The sequence below is a fragment of the Rappaport israeli genome, assembly GCF_001888055.1.
Classification (GTDB): domain Bacteria; phylum Pseudomonadota; class Gammaproteobacteria; order Cardiobacteriales; family Cardiobacteriaceae; genus Rappaport; species Rappaport israeli.
Genome location: NZ_LXHZ01000022.1, coordinates 54,256 through 74,610 on the forward strand (window position 1 = coordinate 54,256; position 20,355 = coordinate 74,610).

At 42.6% G+C, this 20,355-nt stretch carries 20 protein-coding genes, 1 other RNA gene and 2 pseudogenes; 3 read left to right on the forward strand and 20 right to left on the reverse strand.

The genetic code is table 11. The features are described from left to right. Positions 1 to 91: 91 nt before the first annotated feature. Positions 92 to 1,510 carry a DegQ family serine endoprotease gene (locus A5N84_RS05600; RefSeq protein ID WP_072281583.1) on the reverse strand — a complete coding sequence of 473 codons (1,419 nt, stop codon included), beginning with the start codon at positions 1,508 to 1,510 and terminating at the stop codon, positions 92 to 94. Positions 1,511 to 1,631: 121 nt separating this feature from the next. Here A5N84_RS05600 and A5N84_RS05605 point away from each other — a divergent pair, with 121 nt between their 5' ends. The 3 genes from A5N84_RS05605 to A5N84_RS05615 all read left to right on the forward strand — a co-directional run bounded on the left by A5N84_RS05605 (position 1,632) and on the right by A5N84_RS05615 (position 3,773). Next, on the forward strand, positions 1,632 to 2,321 hold the full coding sequence (locus A5N84_RS05605; protein WP_072281584.1) for a response regulator transcription factor: 690 nt from the start codon (positions 1,632 to 1,634) through the stop codon (positions 2,319 to 2,321). 70 nt (positions 2,322 to 2,391) lie between these two features. Continuing rightward, positions 2,392 to 3,015, forward strand: coding sequence for a hypothetical protein (locus A5N84_RS05610; RefSeq protein ID WP_143324846.1), 624 nt, complete (start codon positions 2,392 to 2,394; stop codon positions 3,013 to 3,015). A 5-nt stretch (positions 3,016 to 3,020) separates the two neighbouring features. Next, the gene (locus A5N84_RS05615; RefSeq protein WP_072281586.1) at positions 3,021 to 3,773 is read left to right on the forward strand and encodes a sensor histidine kinase; all 753 of its coding nucleotides are present in this window, start codon (positions 3,021 to 3,023) and stop codon (positions 3,771 to 3,773) included. A 62-nt stretch (positions 3,774 to 3,835) separates the two neighbouring features. Here A5N84_RS05615 and A5N84_RS12720 read toward each other — a convergent pair whose 3' ends face one another. The 19 genes and pseudogenes from A5N84_RS12720 to A5N84_RS13060 all read right to left on the reverse strand — a co-directional run bounded on the left by A5N84_RS12720 (position 3,836) and on the right by A5N84_RS13060 (position 20,290). Beyond that, on the reverse strand, positions 3,836 to 3,967 hold the full coding sequence (locus tag A5N84_RS12720) for a hypothetical protein (protein ID WP_269844304.1): 132 nt from the start codon (positions 3,965 to 3,967) through the stop codon (positions 3,836 to 3,838). A 371-nt stretch (positions 3,968 to 4,338) separates the two neighbouring features. Then, a non-coding RNA gene (gene ssrS / locus A5N84_RS05620) (6S RNA) lies at positions 4,339 to 4,517 on the reverse strand. Between the two features lie 138 nt (positions 4,518 to 4,655). After that, the gene (locus A5N84_RS05625; RefSeq protein WP_233119981.1) at positions 4,656 to 4,979 is read right to left on the reverse strand and encodes a type IV pilin protein; all 324 of its coding nucleotides are present in this window, start codon (positions 4,977 to 4,979) and stop codon (positions 4,656 to 4,658) included. After that, entirely contained in the window at positions 4,958 to 5,116 is a 159-nt protein-coding gene (locus A5N84_RS13425; protein ID WP_198923823.1) for a prepilin-type N-terminal cleavage/methylation domain-containing protein, read from the reverse strand. The genes A5N84_RS05625 and A5N84_RS13425 overlap by 22 nt, the downstream gene beginning before the upstream one ends. A 15-nt stretch (positions 5,117 to 5,131) precedes the next feature. Next, positions 5,132 to 5,557: a GspH/FimT family pseudopilin gene (locus A5N84_RS05630; RefSeq protein ID WP_332882141.1), complete on the reverse strand. Its 426-nt coding sequence runs from the start codon at positions 5,555 to 5,557 to the stop codon at positions 5,132 to 5,134. Then, positions 5,552 to 5,608, reverse strand: a pseudogene (locus A5N84_RS11790) (prepilin-type N-terminal cleavage/methylation domain-containing protein); the annotation flags it as partial. The pseudogene A5N84_RS11790 and the gene A5N84_RS05630, both read right to left, overlap by 6 nt. 30 nt (positions 5,609 to 5,638) lie before the next feature. Beyond that, positions 5,639 to 6,262, reverse strand: coding sequence for a pilus assembly protein (locus A5N84_RS05635; protein ID WP_072281588.1), 624 nt, complete (start codon positions 6,260 to 6,262; stop codon positions 5,639 to 5,641). 18 nt (positions 6,263 to 6,280) lie between these two features. Then, positions 6,281 to 7,279 carry a PilW family protein gene (locus tag A5N84_RS05640; RefSeq protein WP_072281589.1) on the reverse strand — a complete coding sequence of 333 codons (999 nt, stop codon included), beginning with the start codon at positions 7,277 to 7,279 and terminating at the stop codon, positions 6,281 to 6,283. Between the two features lie 17 nt (positions 7,280 to 7,296). Next, positions 7,297 to 7,836 (reverse strand): type IV pilus modification protein PilV, encoded by a 540-nt coding sequence (gene pilV / locus A5N84_RS05645; RefSeq protein WP_072281590.1) that lies wholly within the window; start codon positions 7,834 to 7,836, stop codon positions 7,297 to 7,299. Between the two features lie 50 nt (positions 7,837 to 7,886). Continuing rightward, positions 7,887 to 9,143 (reverse strand): PilC/PilY family type IV pilus protein, encoded by a 1,257-nt coding sequence (locus A5N84_RS05650; protein WP_332882142.1) that lies wholly within the window; start codon positions 9,141 to 9,143, stop codon positions 7,887 to 7,889. A gap of 28 nt (positions 9,144 to 9,171) precedes the next feature. Next, complete coding sequence (locus A5N84_RS12725; RefSeq protein ID WP_072281592.1) at positions 9,172 to 9,525, reverse strand: PilC/PilY family type IV pilus protein; 354 nt, start codon at positions 9,523 to 9,525, stop codon at positions 9,172 to 9,174. Continuing rightward, a complete protein-coding gene (locus A5N84_RS05660) occupies positions 9,522 to 10,343 on the reverse strand; it encodes a pilus assembly protein (RefSeq protein ID WP_072281593.1) in 822 nt (273 codons plus the stop codon). The genes A5N84_RS12725 and A5N84_RS05660 overlap by 4 nt, the downstream gene beginning before the upstream one ends. A gap of 167 nt (positions 10,344 to 10,510) precedes the next feature. Continuing rightward, positions 10,511 to 11,083 (reverse strand): hypothetical protein, encoded by a 573-nt coding sequence (locus A5N84_RS05665; protein ID WP_072281594.1) that lies wholly within the window; start codon positions 11,081 to 11,083, stop codon positions 10,511 to 10,513. Positions 11,084 to 11,321: 238 nt separating this feature from the next. Next, a complete protein-coding gene (acnA, locus tag A5N84_RS05670; RefSeq protein WP_072281595.1) occupies positions 11,322 to 13,961 on the reverse strand; it encodes an aconitate hydratase AcnA in 2,640 nt (879 codons plus the stop codon). Positions 13,962 to 14,115: 154 nt separating this feature from the next. Then, positions 14,116 to 15,960 carry an ABC transporter ATP-binding protein gene (locus A5N84_RS05675; RefSeq protein WP_072281596.1) on the reverse strand — a complete coding sequence of 615 codons (1,845 nt, stop codon included), beginning with the start codon at positions 15,958 to 15,960 and terminating at the stop codon, positions 14,116 to 14,118. 36 nt (positions 15,961 to 15,996) lie between these two features. After that, the gene (locus A5N84_RS05680) at positions 15,997 to 16,482 is read right to left on the reverse strand and encodes an FtsB family cell division protein (protein ID WP_072281597.1); all 486 of its coding nucleotides are present in this window, start codon (positions 16,480 to 16,482) and stop codon (positions 15,997 to 15,999) included. Continuing rightward, positions 16,482 to 17,771 (reverse strand): annotated as a pseudogene (gene eno, locus A5N84_RS05685) (phosphopyruvate hydratase). Before eno ends, A5N84_RS05680 begins: the two are co-directional and overlap by 1 nt. A 75-nt stretch (positions 17,772 to 17,846) precedes the next feature. Further along, positions 17,847 to 18,659, reverse strand: coding sequence for a 3-deoxy-8-phosphooctulonate synthase (gene kdsA / locus A5N84_RS05690; protein WP_072281598.1), 813 nt, complete (start codon positions 18,657 to 18,659; stop codon positions 17,847 to 17,849). Next, a complete protein-coding gene (locus A5N84_RS13060; protein ID WP_072281752.1) occupies positions 18,656 to 20,290 on the reverse strand; it encodes a CTP synthase in 1,635 nt (544 codons plus the stop codon). The genes kdsA and A5N84_RS13060 overlap by 4 nt, the downstream gene beginning before the upstream one ends. Positions 20,291 to 20,355 lie beyond the last annotated feature (65 nt).

Consider the following 20,355-nt stretch of genomic DNA (forward strand, 5'->3'; position numbering starts at 1 on the left):
GAAAAAACGACCTTGAACCCATCAAAGTCGTTTAAATAGTGCAAAAAGCAAACAGCGCATTATAACGCTGTTTGCCCTACAAAAGCGCGGACTACTTTTTAGGCGTAAGCGCCAAATAAGTACTCACACCATTGCGATAAATCAACACAGGCAACGGACGGTCATTCGGCGCTTTAGCCAGCAACGCCGCCGCCTCATCGACATCACTTAGCAAGCGATCGCGCACCGCCAATAAAATATCACCAGCACGCAATCCCGCCTCTTGCGCGGCAGAATCAGCCTGCACCTCAGCAATCAACACGCCTTCCTTACTAGAAAAACGCAATTGCGCGCGCTCATCTTCACTCAACGCCTGCAAACGCAATCCCCACTGACGATTCATCGCCGCCTTACTGCCGCCTTTACCCTCTTTCAACGCCTTATTCGCATTGCCAATAGTCAAGGATAACTGCTGCTCTTTGCCATCACGCAAAATAGTTAATTGCACCGCCTCCCCAGCAGGCAAAATCGCTACCATCGGCGGCAAATCAGCCGATTTAGCAATCACACGCTCATTGAGTTTTAAAATCACATCCCCAGTTTTAATCTTAGCTTGCTCAGCAGGCGAATCCTCCATCACTTTTGTAACCAAGGCCCCACGCGGACTATCCATTCCAAAGGATTCTGCCAGTTGCTGGTCAATATTTTGAATCCCAACGCCCAACCAACCGCGCGAAACCTCACCACCAGCTTTTAACTGCTCAGCAACATTTTTCGCCACATTAATCGGAATAGAAAACGCCAACCCATTAAACGCCCCACTACGGCTATAGATTTGTGAGTTAATCGCAATCACCTCCCCTTTGCTATTAAATAAAGGTCCTCCTGAATTACCTGGATTAATCGCTGCATCAGTTTGAATAAATGGCACATAAACCCCACTTGGCAAACTCCGCGCCGTCGCACTCACAATTCCCTGCGTAGCGGTATAGTCAAAGCCAAAAGGCGAGCCCATCGCCAACACCCAATCCCCCACCTCAACTTTATCAGAATCGCCTAAAGTAGCCGCTGGCAAATGTTCTGCCTCAATTTTAAGTAACGCAATATCGGTGGTCTTATCCAACCCAATCACCTCCGCGCGATATTCACGTTGCGTATTGAGTTTAACCGTAACACTGTCTGCATCATCCACCACATGTGCATTTGTTAGCAAATACCCTTGCTCATCAATAATAAATCCTGAACCTTGCACCTGTTGCAAACGTGGTTTAGGCGCAGGCTCAGCAAAAGGACTGCCATAAGGCTGATAAGAGCGCGGACTTGGTATGCCAAAAAAATACTCAAAAATATCTGGAATCTCCCCAGAAAATCCAGATATTTGGCGTGAATCTTGCACTTTAGAAGACACTTCAATACTAACTACAGAATCTTTCGTTTGTTTAACCAGCGCTGTAAAATCAGGCGCAGGGTCAGCAAAAGCAGACACACTCAATAGACTGAACGTCAAAAAACTTACCAAGGGTTTATTCATGTTTACTCCTAGTTGTTGTACACTCTTTGCAATGCCTGCCACCTTAGCGCAGGCAAACTAAATTGAAACTAAACAAAAAATTACCAAGCATACAGCGCTAATATTAATTAAAGGAGCACACATGCACGTTTTAATTATCGAAGACGACAAAGACGTCGCCACCTACATCGCCAAAGGGCTTAACGAAAGCGGCTACATTGCAGATTTAGCCCATACTGGCACCGATGGCTTAGAAATGGCAAAAAATGAACAGTACGACATTTTAATCGTCGATCGCATGTTACCCGAATTAGACGGACTTTCTGTTATCGAACAGCTACGCGAAGAAGGCAACAGCACCCCCGTGCTTATTCTTTCAGCACTTGGAGAGGTAGATGACCGCGTAGAAGGATTAGCCGCTGGTGGAGATGATTATTTAGTTAAACCCTACGCATTCTCTGAACTTTTTGCCCGCGTGCAAGCGCTCACCCGTCGTCGCAACAACGATATTCAAAATCAAATGATTTTAGAAGTCGCTGATTTACAACTAGACCGCTTAAAGCGCAAAGTTACGCGCGATGGCAAAAAAATCGTCCTGCAACCGCGCGAATTTCGCCTGTTAGAATATTTAATGAGCAACGCTGGACAAGTCGTTACCCGCACCATGTTATTAGAAAAAGTTTGGGAATATCATTTTGACCCACAAACCAACGTCATTGATGTACATATTTCACGCCTACGTAGCAAAATCGATAAAGATTTTAACCCTCCTTTAATCCACACTGAGCGCGGCGCTGGCTATAGCCTTTATGACCCCACAGCTTATCACTAAATTTCTAAGCGACTTATCCAAAGCAACGAGCACCACCGCATTTCGGTACTCGTTGCTCTTTACAGTTGCCATGAGCGTATTAATGGGCGTTTCAATGGTTATGATTTATCAAACCGCCGCTCAAGAAATCGCTGAACAAATTAATTTGCGCATCCACGCCGAATCGACCCGCCTAGAGCGCACCATTGAATACCGCGCCAACATGGGTTTACCCCCACCCGCCATCGGCATAACCGAACGCATCTCAACCGAACCCAATATGTCTTTTTGTATTATCGCCACAGGCGATATTCAAGAAACTCTTGCGCGTGTCAACCAACAAGATCGCATTATCGATGCCTCCTTTTCTGAACTATGCCATGTCAGAAATCCCTCGCAAGAATCTACCAACGACCCTCTCAAACTCATGCGCGTAACCATTCTGCCTGTTTTGAGCGACTACTCACTCGTTATTGGCTACAACACCAAAAACGAAAAAAACCTACTGGATAACATGTCGCGCATGGTCTATTTAATGACCAGCATCCTATTGCTTGCCTCCTTTTTTGGTTCATTTTTCATGAGTCGCACCATTGTTTATTCTACCGCTCGCATCTCGCGCACCGCCCGACGCATCGTCGACGGCGATTTTCCGAACGCATCCGCACCAATCATAATGACTCTGACGAACTCAACCGCCTTGCTAAAGACTTAAACCACATGCTAGATCGCATAGAAAATCTTATTACCAGCCAACGCCAAGTAACCAACAATATTGCCCACGACCTCAGAAGCCCCTTAAATCGCCTACGAAATCGCATGGAAGTTGCATTATTAGATGTTAAAACACCCTGCGCTGAATTACGCGAAGTAATCGCCAGCTCTATTGAAGACGCGGACAATCTTTTGCGCACCTTTAACGCCCTTTTAAACATCGCACAAGTAGAATCACGCGCGCGCGATGATTTTGAAATCATCAACCTCACCACCATCTGCGAAGATTTAGCCGAACTTTATGAAGTCCTAACTGAAGACGGCGAACATCAATTTACCAGCGATATCAGCGAAAACCTACAACTTATGGGCAATCGCCACCTGCTCGCACAAGCTATCACCAACCTATTAGACAACACCGTTAAATACACCCCAAAAGGCGGTACAATCTGCCTCATCGCTAAAATTGTTAACAAAGATATCCTAATTAGCGTAACCGATAATGGGCATGGCATTCCAAGTGATAAACGCAACGACGTTTTAAAACGCTTTTACCGCCTAGATAGCGCCAGAAGCACCCCTGGCAATGGTCTTGGACTTGCGCTAGTTAGCGCCGTAGTTAATCTTCACGGTGGCGCAATTGAACTAAAAGATAATCAACCTGGACTAATTGTTAACCTCCTACTGCCCAATGTTGAAAAATTCAAAGCTCGCCTAAGCAATCAATCCATCTCCAATCATCAAGACAGCACTCAATAAATCACCAATGACAGCGCCCTTTAAAAACCCCTCATTCATACCTCGCGCCTCTATTCTAGTTTTTAAAACCGCCTAGCAGATATAGTTGAAGAAGTGAAAAAGTAGTACAAGGCGGCGAGCCGCAGACAGTACAGATAGTACGGCAAGGCGAGCCAACGCCGTAATACTTTTTCAATTCTTCGACTATAACCCAATCCATACGCCCTAAAACATCTAGCCCTTTCTAGCAAAACATTTGCGCCCATTGCTTATTTTCACAATCTTTAACCCCCATCCGTTAGAGCTCTACTCTTTAACCTATCAGACGCCCTCTTTATTTTGTCGCTAATTCTTAGTCAATTTAAACTTATCTGCAAACCAACCCATTGCTAGAGCCCATTCATATAAAAGTAAAAAGAATACCTATAACTAATATTTCAAACTAAAAATACAGTCGACCATTACCACCAGACTAAACAGAACACAGAACACGCATATTAAAATCAAAACACGCCATTTAAATAATTCAAATCATTTAAAAATAAAATACGCATAAAAAAACCAACCCTAAGGTTGGTTTTAAAAAAGCATAACCGCTTAAGCCGTTTAACCTAATGCCCTTGAACCGATAGGTTCAAGTGGGCGCCTCAGTAAGCTTTCGGGCTTCTCATCTAAAATGAGCTTGCGCACCCAGCTACGTCTGACTCCCTAGCGTATTCAATTAGGGTCAAGGGGTCTAAGGAAACACGCACTCAGCAGCTATGCGAACGCTACTTTAACGCTTTAGCCCTTGCTTGTAAAGTAACTTTCATTTCAAAATAGTATTTTAAAAAGCCATTAATGCACTAAAAATATTCGTATTTATAAATTGATTTTACATGAAATTCGTGCAGTCATTTTGAACTAGCTTTGCCAGCATTTAATAGATAAATCACCGCGACCACCTTGCCCTGCCGCTGTTTTAACGCCCGACTGATTTAAAGTAAAGGTTCCGCATTCATCGCTGTTTTGTGCAGCAGTTGGCACAGCACTAATGGTATAAGTATTTGCTGTCGTCGTAACGCTAATATCATAGCGCTTTGTTCCAGTAGCAGGCGATCGATTTAATCCCCAAGCAGCTAAATTTACATTAGTAGGATACTGACGATTTACGCTATAGCTTTGTTGTAAACGTTGGGCAATTTCTTGCATTGCATTACGCGCATCTACGCGATGACCTCGCAACACATATTGGGTATAACTAGGAACAGCAATTGAGCTAAAATGCCAATAATTGCCACTACAATAATTAATTCAACCAAAGTAAAGCCCTTAGATTGATACTTAGCAGATGCGTATTGTTTTAAACTTTTCATATTATTCATTATCTCTACTCTAAATTAACTGGATCTTATTCGCCCTGTACGTGCAATAGTTAAACTTGCTTGTAAATTACTATGCTTTGTATGCATTGCGCTTAGCGTTCCAGACGCAAAACTGCTTTGTAAGCGCCCATTATGTAAAAATATAATATCGTTTGGGGTATTTATATTAAGCTTAATCGTATTATTTTTTAATGTTGGGGATGGGGGAAAATCGCGGATTAATTGATTGTTCTCTAAATCTAACACAATCCAGCCTACAGAAAAGTCCTTTTTATTATTCGCACATGTTGCCCCATCACTGCTTGGGCAAAGTTTAATACGGTGTTTTAATCTTAAAGCTTCTGTTTGTGCTAGATTAAAGCCATCGCGCCATTGCCCTATCACACTATTGATTTCTGAAGTTGCCAACATACGGCTAAAACTAGGCGCTGCAATAGCCATAATAATGCCAATAATCGCGACAACTATCATCAACTCAATCAAAGTAAATCCAGTTTGATTTTTTTCATAAGCCTGTCCTAGCTATTGCACAGATAAAATATAAGTATTTTGCAACATAACAGTAGTTGCGTTATCACCGACAGAATTATTACCATTAATTCCAATGCCCGTTACGCGCAAAACCAATGTATTTTTATCTCTGCCACTTAATCCAAGTTTACCATCCCCTTTGAAACGTTCGATAATATACTTCCCTCTATTTTGAGCATTTGCGTTATTCGTCGCATCACCAGCACAAATCAATCCACTTGTCCCCCCACAAGCCACATTCCAATTTACATGATTAGAACATTTCTCATCTGTGCAAGGATTTGCATCGCCATCATAGACGCCATTAAGATTAAGACTTGTATTTTCTTTCCAAAAATCCACTGCTTTTTTAAGCGTCTCCTCTTCAGTTTCAATGACATTGGTTTCTAAAGACCTACCATCAGCTGATTGTCTTTGCACAAATAATTCTGCATCACGCATTATTAATAATGCAGCTTCTTTGGCATTCATTTGATCGAGATCAGCGCCTACTTTCAATTCGCTAATTCTTGCGCTCCCAATAGTAAAACGCATCAAAATAAGCAACAGTATCAAAAATATCAAGCAGCTTAACAATACAATCCCACGCTGATTAACCTGTTTTTTTCTATTCATTATTAAATCTCTATAAATTTAAGGTGACAAATACAAAGCATTCGGAACATTAAATATTTTAACGTAGCGTTGATACAAACGATCATCCTCGTTTGGTCTTGTGATATTATCTGCGAAAGTCCCATCATTTTTTCTTGTGCAGACAGGAAGAGTCGGTTGATTCTCCAGAATATTTTCTAATGAGCCTTGCAATGGCGCTCCCGCTACAACCATGCACACCTCAACCCCTGTAACCCCAGCCCATTTTAAAAGACTTGCTTCCACCTCACTAGCGGTTTTAATATCAGAAACATACAGCCCAGATTGACTGTTATAAACATTCACATCGGTTGTTTTTTCAGCTGGATTAGTTACCAAATAGCGAAACGTCATTTGTGTAATTGTCGTACCATCTACTGAATCCTCACCCACCAAAGGCTGAGATCCAATCCCTCCAGATTTTGTTACTGTTTCACATATAAACGTATTATTTTCATAAATATATTTATTTGTTATAAATTTATTACCTTGATCTTGAGAAAGACAATCCAGCCCCCAACCACTATTGGCATTAACTGCAGTAGGCAAAGTTACCGGATTGGCGCTGGTATTAGTCGTTACGGGTAAAACTTGATAGGTAATGGTTAAGCTATTATCTGTACCAACTAACCCTCTTCTCCCTGTTACTTCTTCTATTGGTGTTTTAGGGGCTATTGATGAAGCGCTTGATGTATCCATTATCCGCCCATACATATTCTGCACACCCTCATCGCTTAGTTTTACCAACTTTTCTGCTACTTTGTTACCATTTGCATCTGCATCAAAAATATCAATATAGCCCGCTAAATCCAAATCGTACTTTAAGCGGTCAAAAATTTGTCTTGCCGCATCATCTAAATCTGCATTGGCATTGCGCAATTTATTGGTATTAGAAGCAGTAAGATAGACCGAAGCTAAAGTAAGTAATAAAATAACGCCAATAGAAAGAGAGATCATGAGTTCTAATAAAGTAGCCCCTTTTTGTTTATTCAATAGCATGATTATTCCTGTAATCTTTATAAATCAAACGTAAAATCTATTGATTCAGTGCGAATGTCATCTATTCCCAGAGAATCGCTTTCTGCATTGACTTGCCACATCACGGTTACGGTATAAGTTGAGCCATGACGCCCAATAGAGGCTTGCCCACCAGGAAGAGAAGTTGCCACCTGCCCAAGCCAAGTAATCAAATCAGCTTGTGCACGTCTATAAGCAATAGATTCTGCTTGGTCTTTTAATGTGTCTTTGGTTTTACAATTAGTTACACAAGGCGTAACCGTTTGTAAAGGAACATTATTTGGATTATAACCCGTTTCCATATAATTACTACGCCCCCAAACATACCCCTGCCCACCTAATGCATTAGCACGCATGCTATCTGCAATCGATTGAATCTTATCAATCGCCATACTGCGATATTCTGCTGATTCACCATAACGGTTGCTGGCTTGTATCATCGAGGCTGCCATTACTAATCCTAACCCAATAATGAGCATAGAAACCACCACTTCTAGCAACGACATCCCAGATTGTTTTTTAAGCTTATACACTTTCATAATAAATTCCGTATTAAGCGGCTTAGCTATAAAGCCAAACCGCTAAAAGACTATTTAATTTCACGCGTTGTGGTTCGAATCAAGCGTACCCCTTCAGAACAATAGGGCACTGGCACCTCTCTAGCTTGGTAGCCCGTCCCAGCTACAGTATAGCTGAGCCGAACTGGATTGCTGCGACTCACGCATTTTGGTGCACCATCGATAGTCGCACGAACATTGCCAATCTCTGGTAACTCGCCACTCCCTATTTGACCATATACGTTTACTGCAGATTGTTCAGGTATTTTCTCTTCAACGATTACAGAAGAAGCTAATGAGCCCAAGTCAACGCCAACTACTTCTTCCTCTGTTGTTAATTTGGCAGAAGTAGCGGCATCTGGCAATGCGCCTGTTTTAATGTCAATTGCCATCAACTGACTGTCGCCTGATGATTTATCACTTTCTGTCGAAACACTACAGGTTTCTTTGGGTGTATTGCTTGTATTTCCACTAGAAGATTTAGAGCCTTTGTAGGTTCTTGTGGTAAAAAATACAGTACTAAGTAATATAGAGGGTTGTGTAACTACCATTTCACTGGTGCTAAACTCACCTGATTGACCACTGGGTAAAGCACGTCCTGTTATCAAAGGAATCCACCATCCTTTCTTTCCTTTTTCTAATTCAGAGATTCTAATAGAGGTGCGTTTATTCCCTTTAGTGGTAAGTGAACGTTGCGCCAAATCATTATTAGTCACTGCCGCTGGATTTTTATTTGTTAAATCATCATAAATCGCAAAAAATCCTTGTTGTGCGACGCGATAACGATCCCGTTCATACAAATCGCTTCCTGTTCCAAATGCGATGATTGGTTTGTTTACATCCGTATCACGATAAACGACTGGAGCTGCTGTAATTGGACGTGAAGAATCGCCATTATAGATTTTTTTAACCGTCCAATCGTTTTGATTTCCACGCAAATCAAAACGATATAAATCGCCAAAATAATCGCCTGCATAGACCACATCAATAATACCATCATTTTCAATATCATAACCAATAGGCGAAGCTAAGGCACCTTTACTATCGGCATCTTGCGCTTGAAGTTTAGTGATAAGCTCACCCGCGCTGCCATTAGATTGCAAAGCGCCTCTAGTAATATTTGTGCCTAACTCTTCACCAAGCATATTGTAGATGTAGAGCGATGGCTTATCGTCATACGCAATATTTTTATTAGCCGCCTGATGTCCGTTTGCAACAAATCCTGCCAAAATAACGTCTTGCGCCACTGTTGGGGTGTTTTGATTCCAAGTTTTTGCCAACCCATACATGAAGGGTCTGCTAACAGTATAGCCTAACTTATTTTCTTGGCTTTTTTTTGCTTTCCCATAATGGTACACCAGATAAGAGCGCACTGGACTCCAGTCCAACTTTATCACAAGCTTCAGAGGTAAGCTTGCGCTCACAACCAGAAATATTGAGCGCATAAACCCCTCTACCGCCTTGACCCATAGCACCAAACGCTACTGTGCGCTGATGGCGTTCGCCCCCTTCTGCATATTTTGGCGTTTTAACAAAACTAATGCCGCCATTAACGCCATACATATGTGGATTGCTAGGCAAACCATAATCACTTTTTGCCAAATTAGGCATATTTTTCATTAACGTATCATCACTGCTTTCACGCTCCATCGCGCCAGGAATATAATTCAATTTAAGAGCATAGGCTTATTTTTATTTCTTGTTTGCTCAAAGAGATAAACCATTCCATCATTAGCGCCAGTCATAATGTATTTAGCGCCATCAATACTTACAATATCTGCATCTAAAACATCACCCATTTGACGCTTATCATCTCTAGCGTCATCAGTACGCACGCGATATTCTGATACGGTTCGCTGTCTTAAGCGAAGATTTTTAACCTGTTGTTCAATCGTTTTATCATCTACATCATAACGAGCAATCCAAGGCAAAAACCCTTGTCTAAATTCTTTTACATCTGCAAAACCAAAATCTCTCGCTGCTTCTGAAGCCGTAGAGTTATCCATCCAATAATTTTTACTGCCATTATTTAAAATGACTTTACGTTGAGAAATATAGTTAGCAGGCACAGAAAGCGGCTCACCTTTTGCATTTGTTTTTACCTGCCCGTTTTCATCGAGCTGATGAAAATGAATTTCACTGCTCCAAATTTTAGTATCCAGCGTGAAAGTAGCCGCTAAATCATCAATTGGCGTAGTAGCTACCACAGGGGCTGTAACTGAAGTGGTTTTCTTAGACTCTTGTTGGACATTTTCTTTATCTACATTGCTAAATATTGTCTCAAAAGCATCAACCAAAGATTGCGCATTATCTGCATGAAAATAAGTTTGAACACCTCCTTCAGCAGCGCCTCCATGTTCCAAATAACTTTTACCATTACGGCTCAAGCCACTGCCAAAGCCAACCGTATACGTTTGTACATTTTGCTTACCTTTCCAAGGATTTCCCTCAATATCTGTTCCAGTGTTTTTCCAATCTCTATTGAGCATCTGTCTACTAAAATAAGCAATTCCATTATTACTACCTCCTGCTGCCGAATTATAGTAATCAGGGAGATCACCGAAAAGAGACCTACCCCCATATGGACCACGATAGAAATCGTAATTAAACCAACGAAGATACTTCCTCCCATCATTCGCATCACCATCAGATAAAACTACAATATAGTTTTTTGACAGTGATATTTCATAGCTTCTAAGGCAGTTTTAGCTGAATGGATATAACGCTGTGTTGAAGGTGTTCCACCACTTGCATACAACCTACTGATATAAGGTCTTAATTCCGCCGCTGTCATATACTCATATCGTCTTGATACATAAGCAACTGGTACATAATTATTATAACTACCATATCTACCATATCTATCACTAGCTGTTCCATTCAGGGTAATCATATTCCAATGCATCTGCAAAGGTCTACCCTGAGCATCTTTTTTGGCATTAGGATTACTGGGATCATAGTTATTCAATAGATTAAACAATGCTTCCTTTAGGATATCCATCCTAGTAGTCCGTCCTATTCGTGCTGACATAGAACCTGAATCATCCACCTGTAATAAAATATTAGGTAAAGCGGTTAATTTACTCACTTCACTTTTAATATCAATTAAATGCGGAGGTGTACTTAAAAACGGAGATTGCGGCGCGGCATAAACGCTCTGCGCTGCAAAATATATGGCAATGGCTAATGGCTGGAGTCTCATTTTTGTTAACTTATTCACTGTGGTCATGGCGTCTCTACATTTGAATGTTCTATACACGGCTGAGCTTACTGGCTTTCAGCGTTGCGCTTATTGCTTCTTAGTCGCTTAGTCGCGCTTAATAGGCGCAACTAACCTTCTTACTATACTACACAATTATCCGTTTAATCTAACAATAAAGTTACTACCCTCAAGGAATTTTGAGGCATTTATTCTCTTACGCCATAAAAAACCCCCTTTTACGGGGGTTTTGTGTCAAGGCTTAATGCTAGCCTTTTTGGTCAAGTTGGCGTAAAACGTATTGCAAAATGCCGCCATGTTGGTAATACGCCCATTCTTTTGGCGTATCAATCCGCACGTTAACGGTGAAGGTTTTTTCTTCGCCTTGAGGATTTTTTGCGGTAACTTTTAGTTGTTTTGCGCCTTTTTCTAAGGGTGCAAAGCTAAAGACTTCATCGCCTTTTAGCGCCAAAGAGTCGCGACTCTCCCCTTCGACAAACTGCAAAGGCAATACGCCCATGCCTACTAAGTTGGAGCGGTGAATGCGCTCGTAGCTTTCTGCAATAACAGCGCGCACGCCTAGGAGTAAGGTGCCTTTTGCCGCCCAATCGCGTGAAGAGCCTGTGCCATATTCTTTACCAGCTAATACAATAAGCGCTACATTATCTTGCTGATAGCGCATAGCTGCTTCATAAATACTGGTTACTTCGCCACTAGGGAAATGGGTGGTATAGCCGCCTTCTGTACCTGGAGCAAGTTCGTTGCGCAAACGAATGTTGGCAAATGTTCCGCGCACCATTACATCATCATTGCCTCGACGTGAACCATAGGAATTAAAATCTTTAGGCTCTACTCCACGTTTGATTAGATATTGTCCTGCTGGAGAATCGGCGCTAAAAGAGCCTGCTGGTGAGATATGGTCGGTGGTAATGGAATCGCCTAAGCGCGCCAATACGCGAGCTTCTTTGATTTGTGGGAGCGCGCTGGGCGCTTCTTTGCTCATGCCGTCAAAATAAGGTGGGTTTTTAATGTAGGTTGAATCGCTATCCCAAGCATAGATTTTTGACTCATCAACCTCAATGTTTTGCCACATTTCTGACCCTTTAAAGACATCTTCATAGCCTTCTACATACATCTCACGCTCGATGGCTTTTAGCTCGGATTGGATTTCCTCTGGGGTTGGCCAAATGTCTTTTAAATAGACTTCTTCGCCTTGTGCATTCTTACCGATAGGCTCTTTGGTAATATCTTTATCCACACTGCCTAACAGCGCATAAGCCACAACCAAAGGCGGAGAAGCTAAGAAATTCATTTTAACTTTAGCATGCACACGCCCTTCAAAATTGCGATTGCCTGATAAAACAGATGCAACGGTGAGATTATGCTCATCAATGGCGTTACCAATCACTTCAGGCAAAGGCCCTGAATTGCCGATACAGGTGGTGCAACCATAGCCCACCACATTAAAACCAAGTTCTTGCAAATAAGGTAATAATCCTGATTTTTTCAGGTAATCGGTGACCACTTGCGAACCCGGGGCAAGTGAGGTTTTGCACCATGGCTGACGAGTTAAACCATGCTCCACTGCTTTTTTAGCCACCAATCCTGCAGCTAATAATACGGATGGATTAGAGGTATTAGTGCAACTGGTGATGGCATTAATCACTACATCCCCATCTTTTAAGGTGTGCGATTGTCCATCGATGCTGATGTTGACAGATTTACGCTCACTGGGGAGTAATTTTTCAACTTGATTGCTGAGTTGGTCTAAGTCGATGCGATCTTGCGGACGTTTGGGCCCTGCTACAGACGGCACAACTGTTGCCATATCAAGTGTGAGAGTGGCATTAAATTGTGGTTTAGCGCCTACTTCACGCCACATGCCCTGCGCTTTTGCATACGCCTCAGTTAGGGCAATAAGCGCTTCATCACGCCCTGATAGGCGCATATAGTTCAGCGTTTCTTCATCAATTGGGAAAATGCCACACGTTGCGCCATATTCAGGCGCCATATTTGCAATCGTTGCTCTATCTGCTAAAGGCAAATCCGCCAAACCATCGCCGTAAAACTCAACAAATTTTCCCACCACACCATGTTCTCTAAGCATTTGCGTAACAGTTAGCACCAAATCAGTCGCGGTAACGCCTGCCTTTAATTTACCCTCTAGGTGAAATCCAACCACTTCAGGCACAAGCATGGTAATAGGCTGTCCAAGCATAGCCGCTTCTGCCTCAATACCACCCACGCCCCAACCTAGCACACCCAAGCCGTTAATCATGGTGGTATGGCTATCAGTGCCAACCAAGGTATCGGGATAAACTAAGGTTTGCTCACCCTGCTCTTTTTGAAAAACCACTTGCGCTAAATATTCTAAATTTACCTGATGCACAATGCCAGTATCAGGTGGAACTACGCGGAAGCGGTCAAAGGCTTTTTGCCCCCAACGCAAAAATTTATAACGTTCACCGTTACGCTCAAATTCAAGCTCAGCATTTTTTTCTAGCGCGTCGCTAGTGCCAAAATAATCCACCATCACTGAATGGTCAATCACTAAATCCACGGGGACTTGAGGGGTGATTTTGGCTGGGTCGCTCCCTAATTTGCGCATAGCATCACGCATCGCTGCCAAATCCACCACCGCAGGCACACCAGTAAAATCTTGCAACACCACACGGCTTGGTGTGAAAGCAATTTCTTTATCCTCTAATTGATTAGGCGCCCAAGTTGCAAGCGCCTGCACGTCTTCTGCGCTTACTGATTCATCATCTTGAAAGCGCATTAAATTTTCCAAAAGAATTTTAATAGAATAAGGAAGCTTTTTTAAATGCGCTGACTCTACTACGTCTTCTAAAGCGTAATATTGATAGGATTTATCGCCAACCTTTAGGGTTTTGGTTTGATTTGTCATACTACCTCTCTTTTATGTTTTTGTTTTATATAACTTTTTAAAATCTTATCACATTTTCTAGCTGACCTATTTTGCTAGAACAAGTATTGTTTAATCTAAAAATATCTGCGCTAACAAGTCAACAGCCATTTATCATAGCACAGAAACTAATCCCTTAATCCTGCCCTAAATAACCGCCTGTTTGTCTTGCCCAGAGTTGCGCATAAATGCCATTTTGTGCAATTAGTTCATCATGATGCCCTTGCTCAACAATTTTACCCTCATCTAAGACAATCAAGCGGTCCATAGCGGCAATGGTGGATAGGCGGTGTGCGATAGCAATCACTGTTTTGCCTTGCATCAGTTGCCATAAAGTATCTTGGATAGCGGCTTCTACTTCACTATCTAGCGCTGAGGTTGCCTCATCTAAAATCAATATGGGCGCATCTTTTAGTAATACGCGCGCAATGGCAATACGCTGACGCTGTCCTCCTGAAAGTTTAACGCCACGCTCGCCAACTTGTGCATCTAATCCTTCATTGCCATAACGATCACTAAGATTTTGAATAAAGCCAGTTGCCTCAGCGCGTTCAATGGCTTTTCTAAGCGCTTCATCGCTGGCATCAGGGCGTCCGTAGAGGATATTTTCGCGGATACTGCGATGTAATAATGCGGTGTCTTGCGTTACCATGCCAATTTGTTGGCGCAAGCTTTCTTGGCTGACCTTGGCAATATCTTGCCCATCAATACAAATACTGCCACTTTCTAGGTTATAAAAGCGCAACAAGGCATTAACCAAGGTAGATTTTCCCGCCCCTGAGCGCCCCACCAAACCAATTTTTTCACCTCCCTTGATGGTAAAACTCAAATTATCAATCACCTTGCTGGGGCTGTCTTTTTTCTGCTGATAGCTAAAGCCTACTTGTTTAAACTCGATTTTGCCTTCTTCAACGTGCAACTCTGGCGCATTGGCAACATCTTGCACTAATTGCGGTTTGGCGAGCATTTTCATGCCGTCAATGGTGGTGCCGATATTTTCAAACAAACTGCTCACCTCAAACATCACCCACTGCGACATACTGTTTAAACGCAATGCCAGCGAAACCCCTACCGCCACCGCGCCAACCGTTAATAAAGATTCTACCCACATGCCAATACCAAGCCCGGCAATGCCAAACAGTAATAAATAATTCAAAGTGCGCACCGAAAGCTGCAACCCTGTAACCAAACGAAACTGCTCATATACCGTTTGCAAAAAGCCTTGCATGGATTGTTGCGCATAGTCGGCTTCGCGGTGGGTATGGGCAAATAATTTAACGGTTGCGATATTGGTATAAGCATCTACGACGCGCCCTGTCATCGTTGAGCGGGCATCAGCTTGTCTTCTTGAAATGTGCTGTAAACGCGGAATAAAATAAATCTGCAATCCCACATAAATCACCAACCATCCCAGTATTGGCAACATCATCAACCAATGCAATTGTCCTAACAATATCACCATGGATAAAAAATATACCGCGATATAAACCAATACGCCTAAAAACGTCATCACACTTTGGCGAACCGATAAGGCAGTTTGCATCACCTTTGTTGCAATGCGCCCTGAAAACTCTTCGTTGTAGAACGTCATGCTCTGCTTGAGCAATAAATTATGCATTCGCCAGCGCACTGCCATGGGAAAATTGCCCATAATACCTTGATAATGCAATAGTGCCTCACCAATTACAATTAATGGCAAAATCACTAAAAGCACCGCCGCCATACCCCATAACGTAGTGCTTTCATCGGCAAAAAAAGTCGCGCGGTCGTGGCTAGAAAGCCAATCAACCAACTGACCCATAAAAGCAAATAGCATGACCTCAAAAACCGCCTGCAAAACATTAAAAAAGGTAATGCCAGCAATATGCCATTCAAACCCGCGCAAATAATGACGATAAAAGGCTAATAAGGTTTTAGGAGGCTCAACATCATTTTGAATATCAGGAAAAGGTTTGGTCAGGCGTTCAAAAAAAGACAGCATAATATTCTCGCAATCATTAGCGCCTAGCGCTGAAGGTTAAGGGGATAAAGATTCTAATTGAAGTGGCACAGGACTCACAGCAATCGGCTCAATGCCTTCGCTTGTTTGTTCTTTGGGTGAGTCTTGTTGTATGAATGGGGTTAAGCTTCGATTGATGGTTTTAGTTGAAAGCAATAAATCTTTTTGCCCATTGTCTAAGCCTTTAATATCAGGAATTTGCTCTAATTCTTTTCTTGGCAAAACAAAAAAAGTTTCATTTTTACCAATCAAACCATAATTTTCACGCGCTTTTTCTTCATAAGAAGCTAATGACTCAGGCGAACGTAGATTTTGCACTTCAACATTTAAATCATTATTGCGATCAAGCAGATTTTTATTCTCTCGCTGATGCAAAGCAATTTGTGATTGCAAGCCCTCAAGTCGCGTTTTTTTGCGCTCTTGGACTTGCCACAAATAAACGTTTAAGACCACCAAAATGGTGGCCAACGTCCATAAAATAATGGAAACCGACAAGCGTTTCATTAGGCTTTGATTTTACCTAACAATGCCGCTTTACCGCCATAACTTGCCTTATCGCCAAGCTCTGCCTCAATGGTTAGCAAGCGATTGTATTTCGCGACGCGGTCGCTTCTGCATAAAGAGCCGGTTTTGATTTGTGTTGCACTGGTTGCAACTGCAATATCAGCAATAGTGGTATCTTCTGTTTCGCCAGAGCGATGCGAAACAATCGCGGCATAATTTGCTTGTTCTGCCATCGCAATGGCTTCTAACGTTTCGCTTAATGAACCAATTTGGTTAGGCTTAATCAAAATTGCATTGGCAATATTTTTATCAATCCCTTCTTTAAAGATTTTCGTATTGGTTACATACAAATCATCACCGACCAACTGTACTTTATCGCCTAGTTTTTCGGTTAAGATTTTCCAGCCATCCCAATCGCTTTCATCTAATCCATCTTCAATTGAAACAATTGGATAGCGCTCAACCAATCCTGCCAAGTAATCGACAAAACCTGCTGAATCGTATTCTTTACCTTCTGAGGCAAGCGAATACACTCCGTTGTTATACATTTCTGAAGCTGCCACATCTAGCGCTAAATAAATTTGCTCACCTGCTTTATAGCCAGCTTTATCTATCGCGGTCATGATGATTTCAAGCGCTTCTTCATTAGAGCCCAAATCAGGTGCAAACCCGCCTTCATCGCCTACAGCGGTTGATAATCCCTTATCGTTTAATACTTTTTTCAGCGCATGGAAAATCTCTGCTCCTGCGCGCAAAGCTTCTGAAAAACTTTCAAACCCAGCAGGCATTACCATAAATTCTTGGATATCAACAGAATTATCTGCATGCTCACCGCCGTTAATGATATTCATCATAGGCACAGGCAATTGATACGCTCCGCCAGTATGCAATACTTCATATAATGCTTACGCGTGCTATTGGCTTTGGCGCGCGCCAATGCAAGCGAAACGCCCAAAATAGCATTAGCCCCTAATTTATCTTTATTTTCGCTTCCATCAAGCTCTAGCATTTTTTGGTCTAAGGCTTTTTAAATCTTCAATACTTTGACCAACCAACAATTGCGCCAGCTCATTATTGACATGCCCAACTGCTTTGCTTACCCCTTTGCCTAAATAACGGTTTTTATCTCCATCTCGCATTTCTAGCGCTTCACGCGAACCCGTTGAAGCGCCTGAAGGCACAGCGGCAATTGCTGTAGCGCCATCTGATAAGCTAACGCTTACCTGAACCGTTGGATTACCACGAGAGTCTAAAATCTCTAACCCTTCAATTTTGCTAATTGTCGTCATCTCTTTCTCCTGTCTTTTAAAAATATCTTCAAAAAATATCAGGTCTAATAAATTTCACCCACAATAAAAGCGCCATTATAGCGCTTTTACCCATTTATCTAAGCCAATTAATTGTTCTAGCAAGGGTTGCATTTGTCCAAGAGGCCAAGCGTTAGGACCATCTGATAAGGCGCGCTCAGGGTCAGGATGTGTTTCCATAAATACCCCCGCCACCCCAACTGCAACTGCCGCACGCGCCAACACAGGAACAAACTCGCGTTGCCCTCCTGAAGAAGCGCCTTGCCCACCTGGTAATTGCACAGAATGCGTGGCATCAAATACGACAGGACAACCCATTTTCTGCATAACCGCTAATGAACGCATATCAGAGACCAAATTGTTATACCCAAACGAAGCGCCACGCTCGCAAAGCATAATTTGGGTATTGCCAGTGCTTTTTGCTTTATCGGCAACATGTTGCATATCCCAAGGGGCTAGAAACTGCCCTTTTTTGATATTTACAGGCAATCCTTGTTGGCAAACTTTGTGAATAAAATTGGTTTGCCGACATAAAAAAGCAGGGGTTTGTAACACGTCCACCACCTCCGCCACCTCATCTAATGGCGTATCTTCATGCACATCGGTTAATACTGCCACGCCCACCTGCTCTTTAACCTTGGCTAAAATGCGCAATCCTTCAGCCATTCCTAATCCGCGATAGCTCTGCCCAGAAGAGCGATTGGCTTTATCAAATGAGGATTTATAGATAAAAGGGATATTAAGTTTTTGGCTGAGTTCTTTTAGAGTTTGGGCGGTTTCTAGCGCTAATTTTTCTGATTCAATCACACAAGGACCTGCAATTAAAAATAATGGCTTATCCGCGCCTACTTCAAATCCACATAAATTCATACATTTTTCTCCTGTTGATAGTCAATCGCCGCTTGCACAAAGGCGCTAAAGAGCGGATGACCATCACGAGGCGTAGAGGTAAATTCAGGATGCGACTGACAAGCGACAAACCAGCGATGCGTAGGAATTTCTACCACTTCTACTAAACCATTATCTTCAGAACGTCCACTAATCACCAAACCTGCTGATTGTAAATCTTTCTCATAGTGCGTATTGACTTCATAGCGATGGCGATGGCGCTCGCTGATAATTTCTTTTTGATAAATGTTGGCGATTTTGCTACCTGATTTGAGTCTGGCAGGTAAAGCGCCTAAGCGCATTGTACCGCCTAAATCACTCTCTACGGTGCGCAGTTGTTTTTCGCCACGGTCATCCACCCATTGTTCTACCAGCGCAATCACGGGGTCTTGCACTTTTTCATCCCATTCAGTACTGCCAGCATTCTCAAGCCCTAAGACATTTCGCGCATATTCAATCACCGCTAATTGCATTCCCAAACAAATGCCTAAATAAGGGATGTTATGCTCACGCGCATAGCGCACCGCCATTAATTTTCCTTCAATCCCACGATTGCCAAAACCACCTGGCACAACGATGGCATCAATATCTTGCAAGCGCTGAGTGCCTTGTTTTTTCAAATCTTCAGAGTCGATATAATGAATATTGACGTTTACCCCTGTGCTAATAGCTGCATGATAAAGCGCTTCATTAAGCGATTTATAGGCATCCGTTAAGTCAACATATTTGCCCACCATGGCAATATTAACCTCTCCTTCTAAACTATCGATGGCATCAACAACGCTCTGCCAGCGCGATAAGTCAGCAGGCTTAGCCTTTAGATTAAAGTAATCAATCACCAGCTCATCCACCCCTTGTTTATGATAGAGCAAGGGAATTTCATAGATGTTGCGCACGTCTAACCCTGTAACCACCGCTTGTGGGCGCACATTGGTAAATAAGGCGATTTTACGGCGTTCTTCTTCGGGAATTTCGCGATCGCTACGGCAAATCAACATATCTGGTTGAATGCCAATAGAGCGCAATTCTTTAACAGAATGCTGCGTGGGCTTGGTTTTCAGCTCACCAGCCGCCGCAATATAAGGCAATAAGGTTAGATGAATAAACATGGTGGCTTGACGCCCAAGCTGGGCGCTTAGTTGGCGAATCGCTTCCATAAAAGGAAGTGATTCTATATCGCCTACTGTGCCGCCAATTTCGACCATGGCAATATCTGCCCCTTCGGCAGCGCGTAAAATATACGATTTAATTGCATCAGTGATATGCGGTATAACTTGTACGGTTGCGCCTAGATAATCTCCCCGTCGCTCTTTACGGATTACTTCTGAATAAATACGCCCTGTGGTGCAATTATTAAATTGGGTGGCGCGCATCCGCACAAAGCGCTCATAGTGTCCGAGGTCTAAATCGGTTTCTGCGCCGTCGTGGGTTACAAATACTTCCCCATGCTGAAAGGGGCTCATTGTTCCAGGGTCTACATTAATATAAGGGTCAAGTTTGACCATGGTTACTCGCAAACCGCGTGATTCTAATATAGCGCCTAAAGAAGCAGCGGCAATGCCTTTTCCAAGCGAGGAAACCACACCGCCTGTTACAAAAATAAATTTAGTCATGATGATTAAAAACCGACTGTAGAGAAGATGGAATGCTAACAGAATGGGCTTTTTTTGCCAGTTAA

What these genes read in the sequence shown, in the direction of transcription:
- acnA (WP_072281595.1), bottom strand. Translation starts at nt 13,961, where the DNA reads ATGACAAATCAAACCAAAACCCTAAAGGTTGGCGATAAATCCTATCAA.
- A5N84_RS05610 (WP_143324846.1), top strand. Translation starts at nt 2,392, where the DNA reads ATGAGCGTATTAATGGGCGTTTCAATGGTTATGATTTATCAAACCGCC.
- A5N84_RS05635 (WP_072281588.1), bottom strand. Translation starts at nt 6,262, where the DNA reads ATGAATAGAAAAAAACAGGTTAATCAGCGTGGGATTGTATTGTTAAGC.
- A5N84_RS05615 (WP_072281586.1), top strand. Translation starts at nt 3,021, where the DNA reads ATGCTAGATCGCATAGAAAATCTTATTACCAGCCAACGCCAAGTAACC.
- A5N84_RS05630 (WP_332882141.1), bottom strand. Translation starts at nt 5,557, where the DNA reads ATGGCTATTGCAGCGCCTAGTTTTAGCCGTATGTTGGCAACTTCAGAA.
- kdsA (WP_072281598.1), bottom strand. Translation starts at nt 18,659, where the DNA reads ATGAATTTATGTGGATTTGAAGTAGGCGCGGATAAGCCATTATTTTTA.
- pilV (WP_072281590.1), bottom strand. Translation starts at nt 7,836, where the DNA reads ATGAAAGTGTATAAGCTTAAAAAACAATCTGGGATGTCGTTGCTAGAA.
- A5N84_RS05605 (WP_072281584.1), top strand. Translation starts at nt 1,632, where the DNA reads ATGCACGTTTTAATTATCGAAGACGACAAAGACGTCGCCACCTACATC.
- A5N84_RS13425 (WP_198923823.1), bottom strand. Translation starts at nt 5,116, where the DNA reads ATGAATAATATGAAAAGTTTAAAACAATACGCATCTGCTAAGTATCAA.
- A5N84_RS05660 (WP_072281593.1), bottom strand. Translation starts at nt 10,343, where the DNA reads ATGCTCAATAGAGATTGGAAAAACACTGGAACAGATATTGAGGGAAAT.
- A5N84_RS05665 (WP_072281594.1), bottom strand. Translation starts at nt 11,083, where the DNA reads ATGACCACAGTGAATAAGTTAACAAAAATGAGACTCCAGCCATTAGCC.
- A5N84_RS05640 (WP_072281589.1), bottom strand. Translation starts at nt 7,279, where the DNA reads ATGCTATTGAATAAACAAAAAGGGGCTACTTTATTAGAACTCATGATC.
- A5N84_RS05650 (WP_332882142.1), bottom strand. Translation starts at nt 9,143, where the DNA reads ATGTATGGGTTGGCAAAAACTTGGAATCAAAACACCCCAACAGTGGCG.
- A5N84_RS13060 (WP_072281752.1), bottom strand. Translation starts at nt 20,290, where the DNA reads ATGACTAAATTTATTTTTGTAACAGGCGGTGTGGTTTCCTCGCTTGGA.
- A5N84_RS05675 (WP_072281596.1), bottom strand. Translation starts at nt 15,960, where the DNA reads ATGCTGTCTTTTTTTGAACGCCTGACCAAACCTTTTCCTGATATTCAA.
- A5N84_RS05680 (WP_072281597.1), bottom strand. Translation starts at nt 16,482, where the DNA reads ATGAAACGCTTGTCGGTTTCCATTATTTTATGGACGTTGGCCACCATT.
- A5N84_RS05600 (WP_072281583.1), bottom strand. Translation starts at nt 1,510, where the DNA reads ATGAATAAACCCTTGGTAAGTTTTTTGACGTTCAGTCTATTGAGTGTG.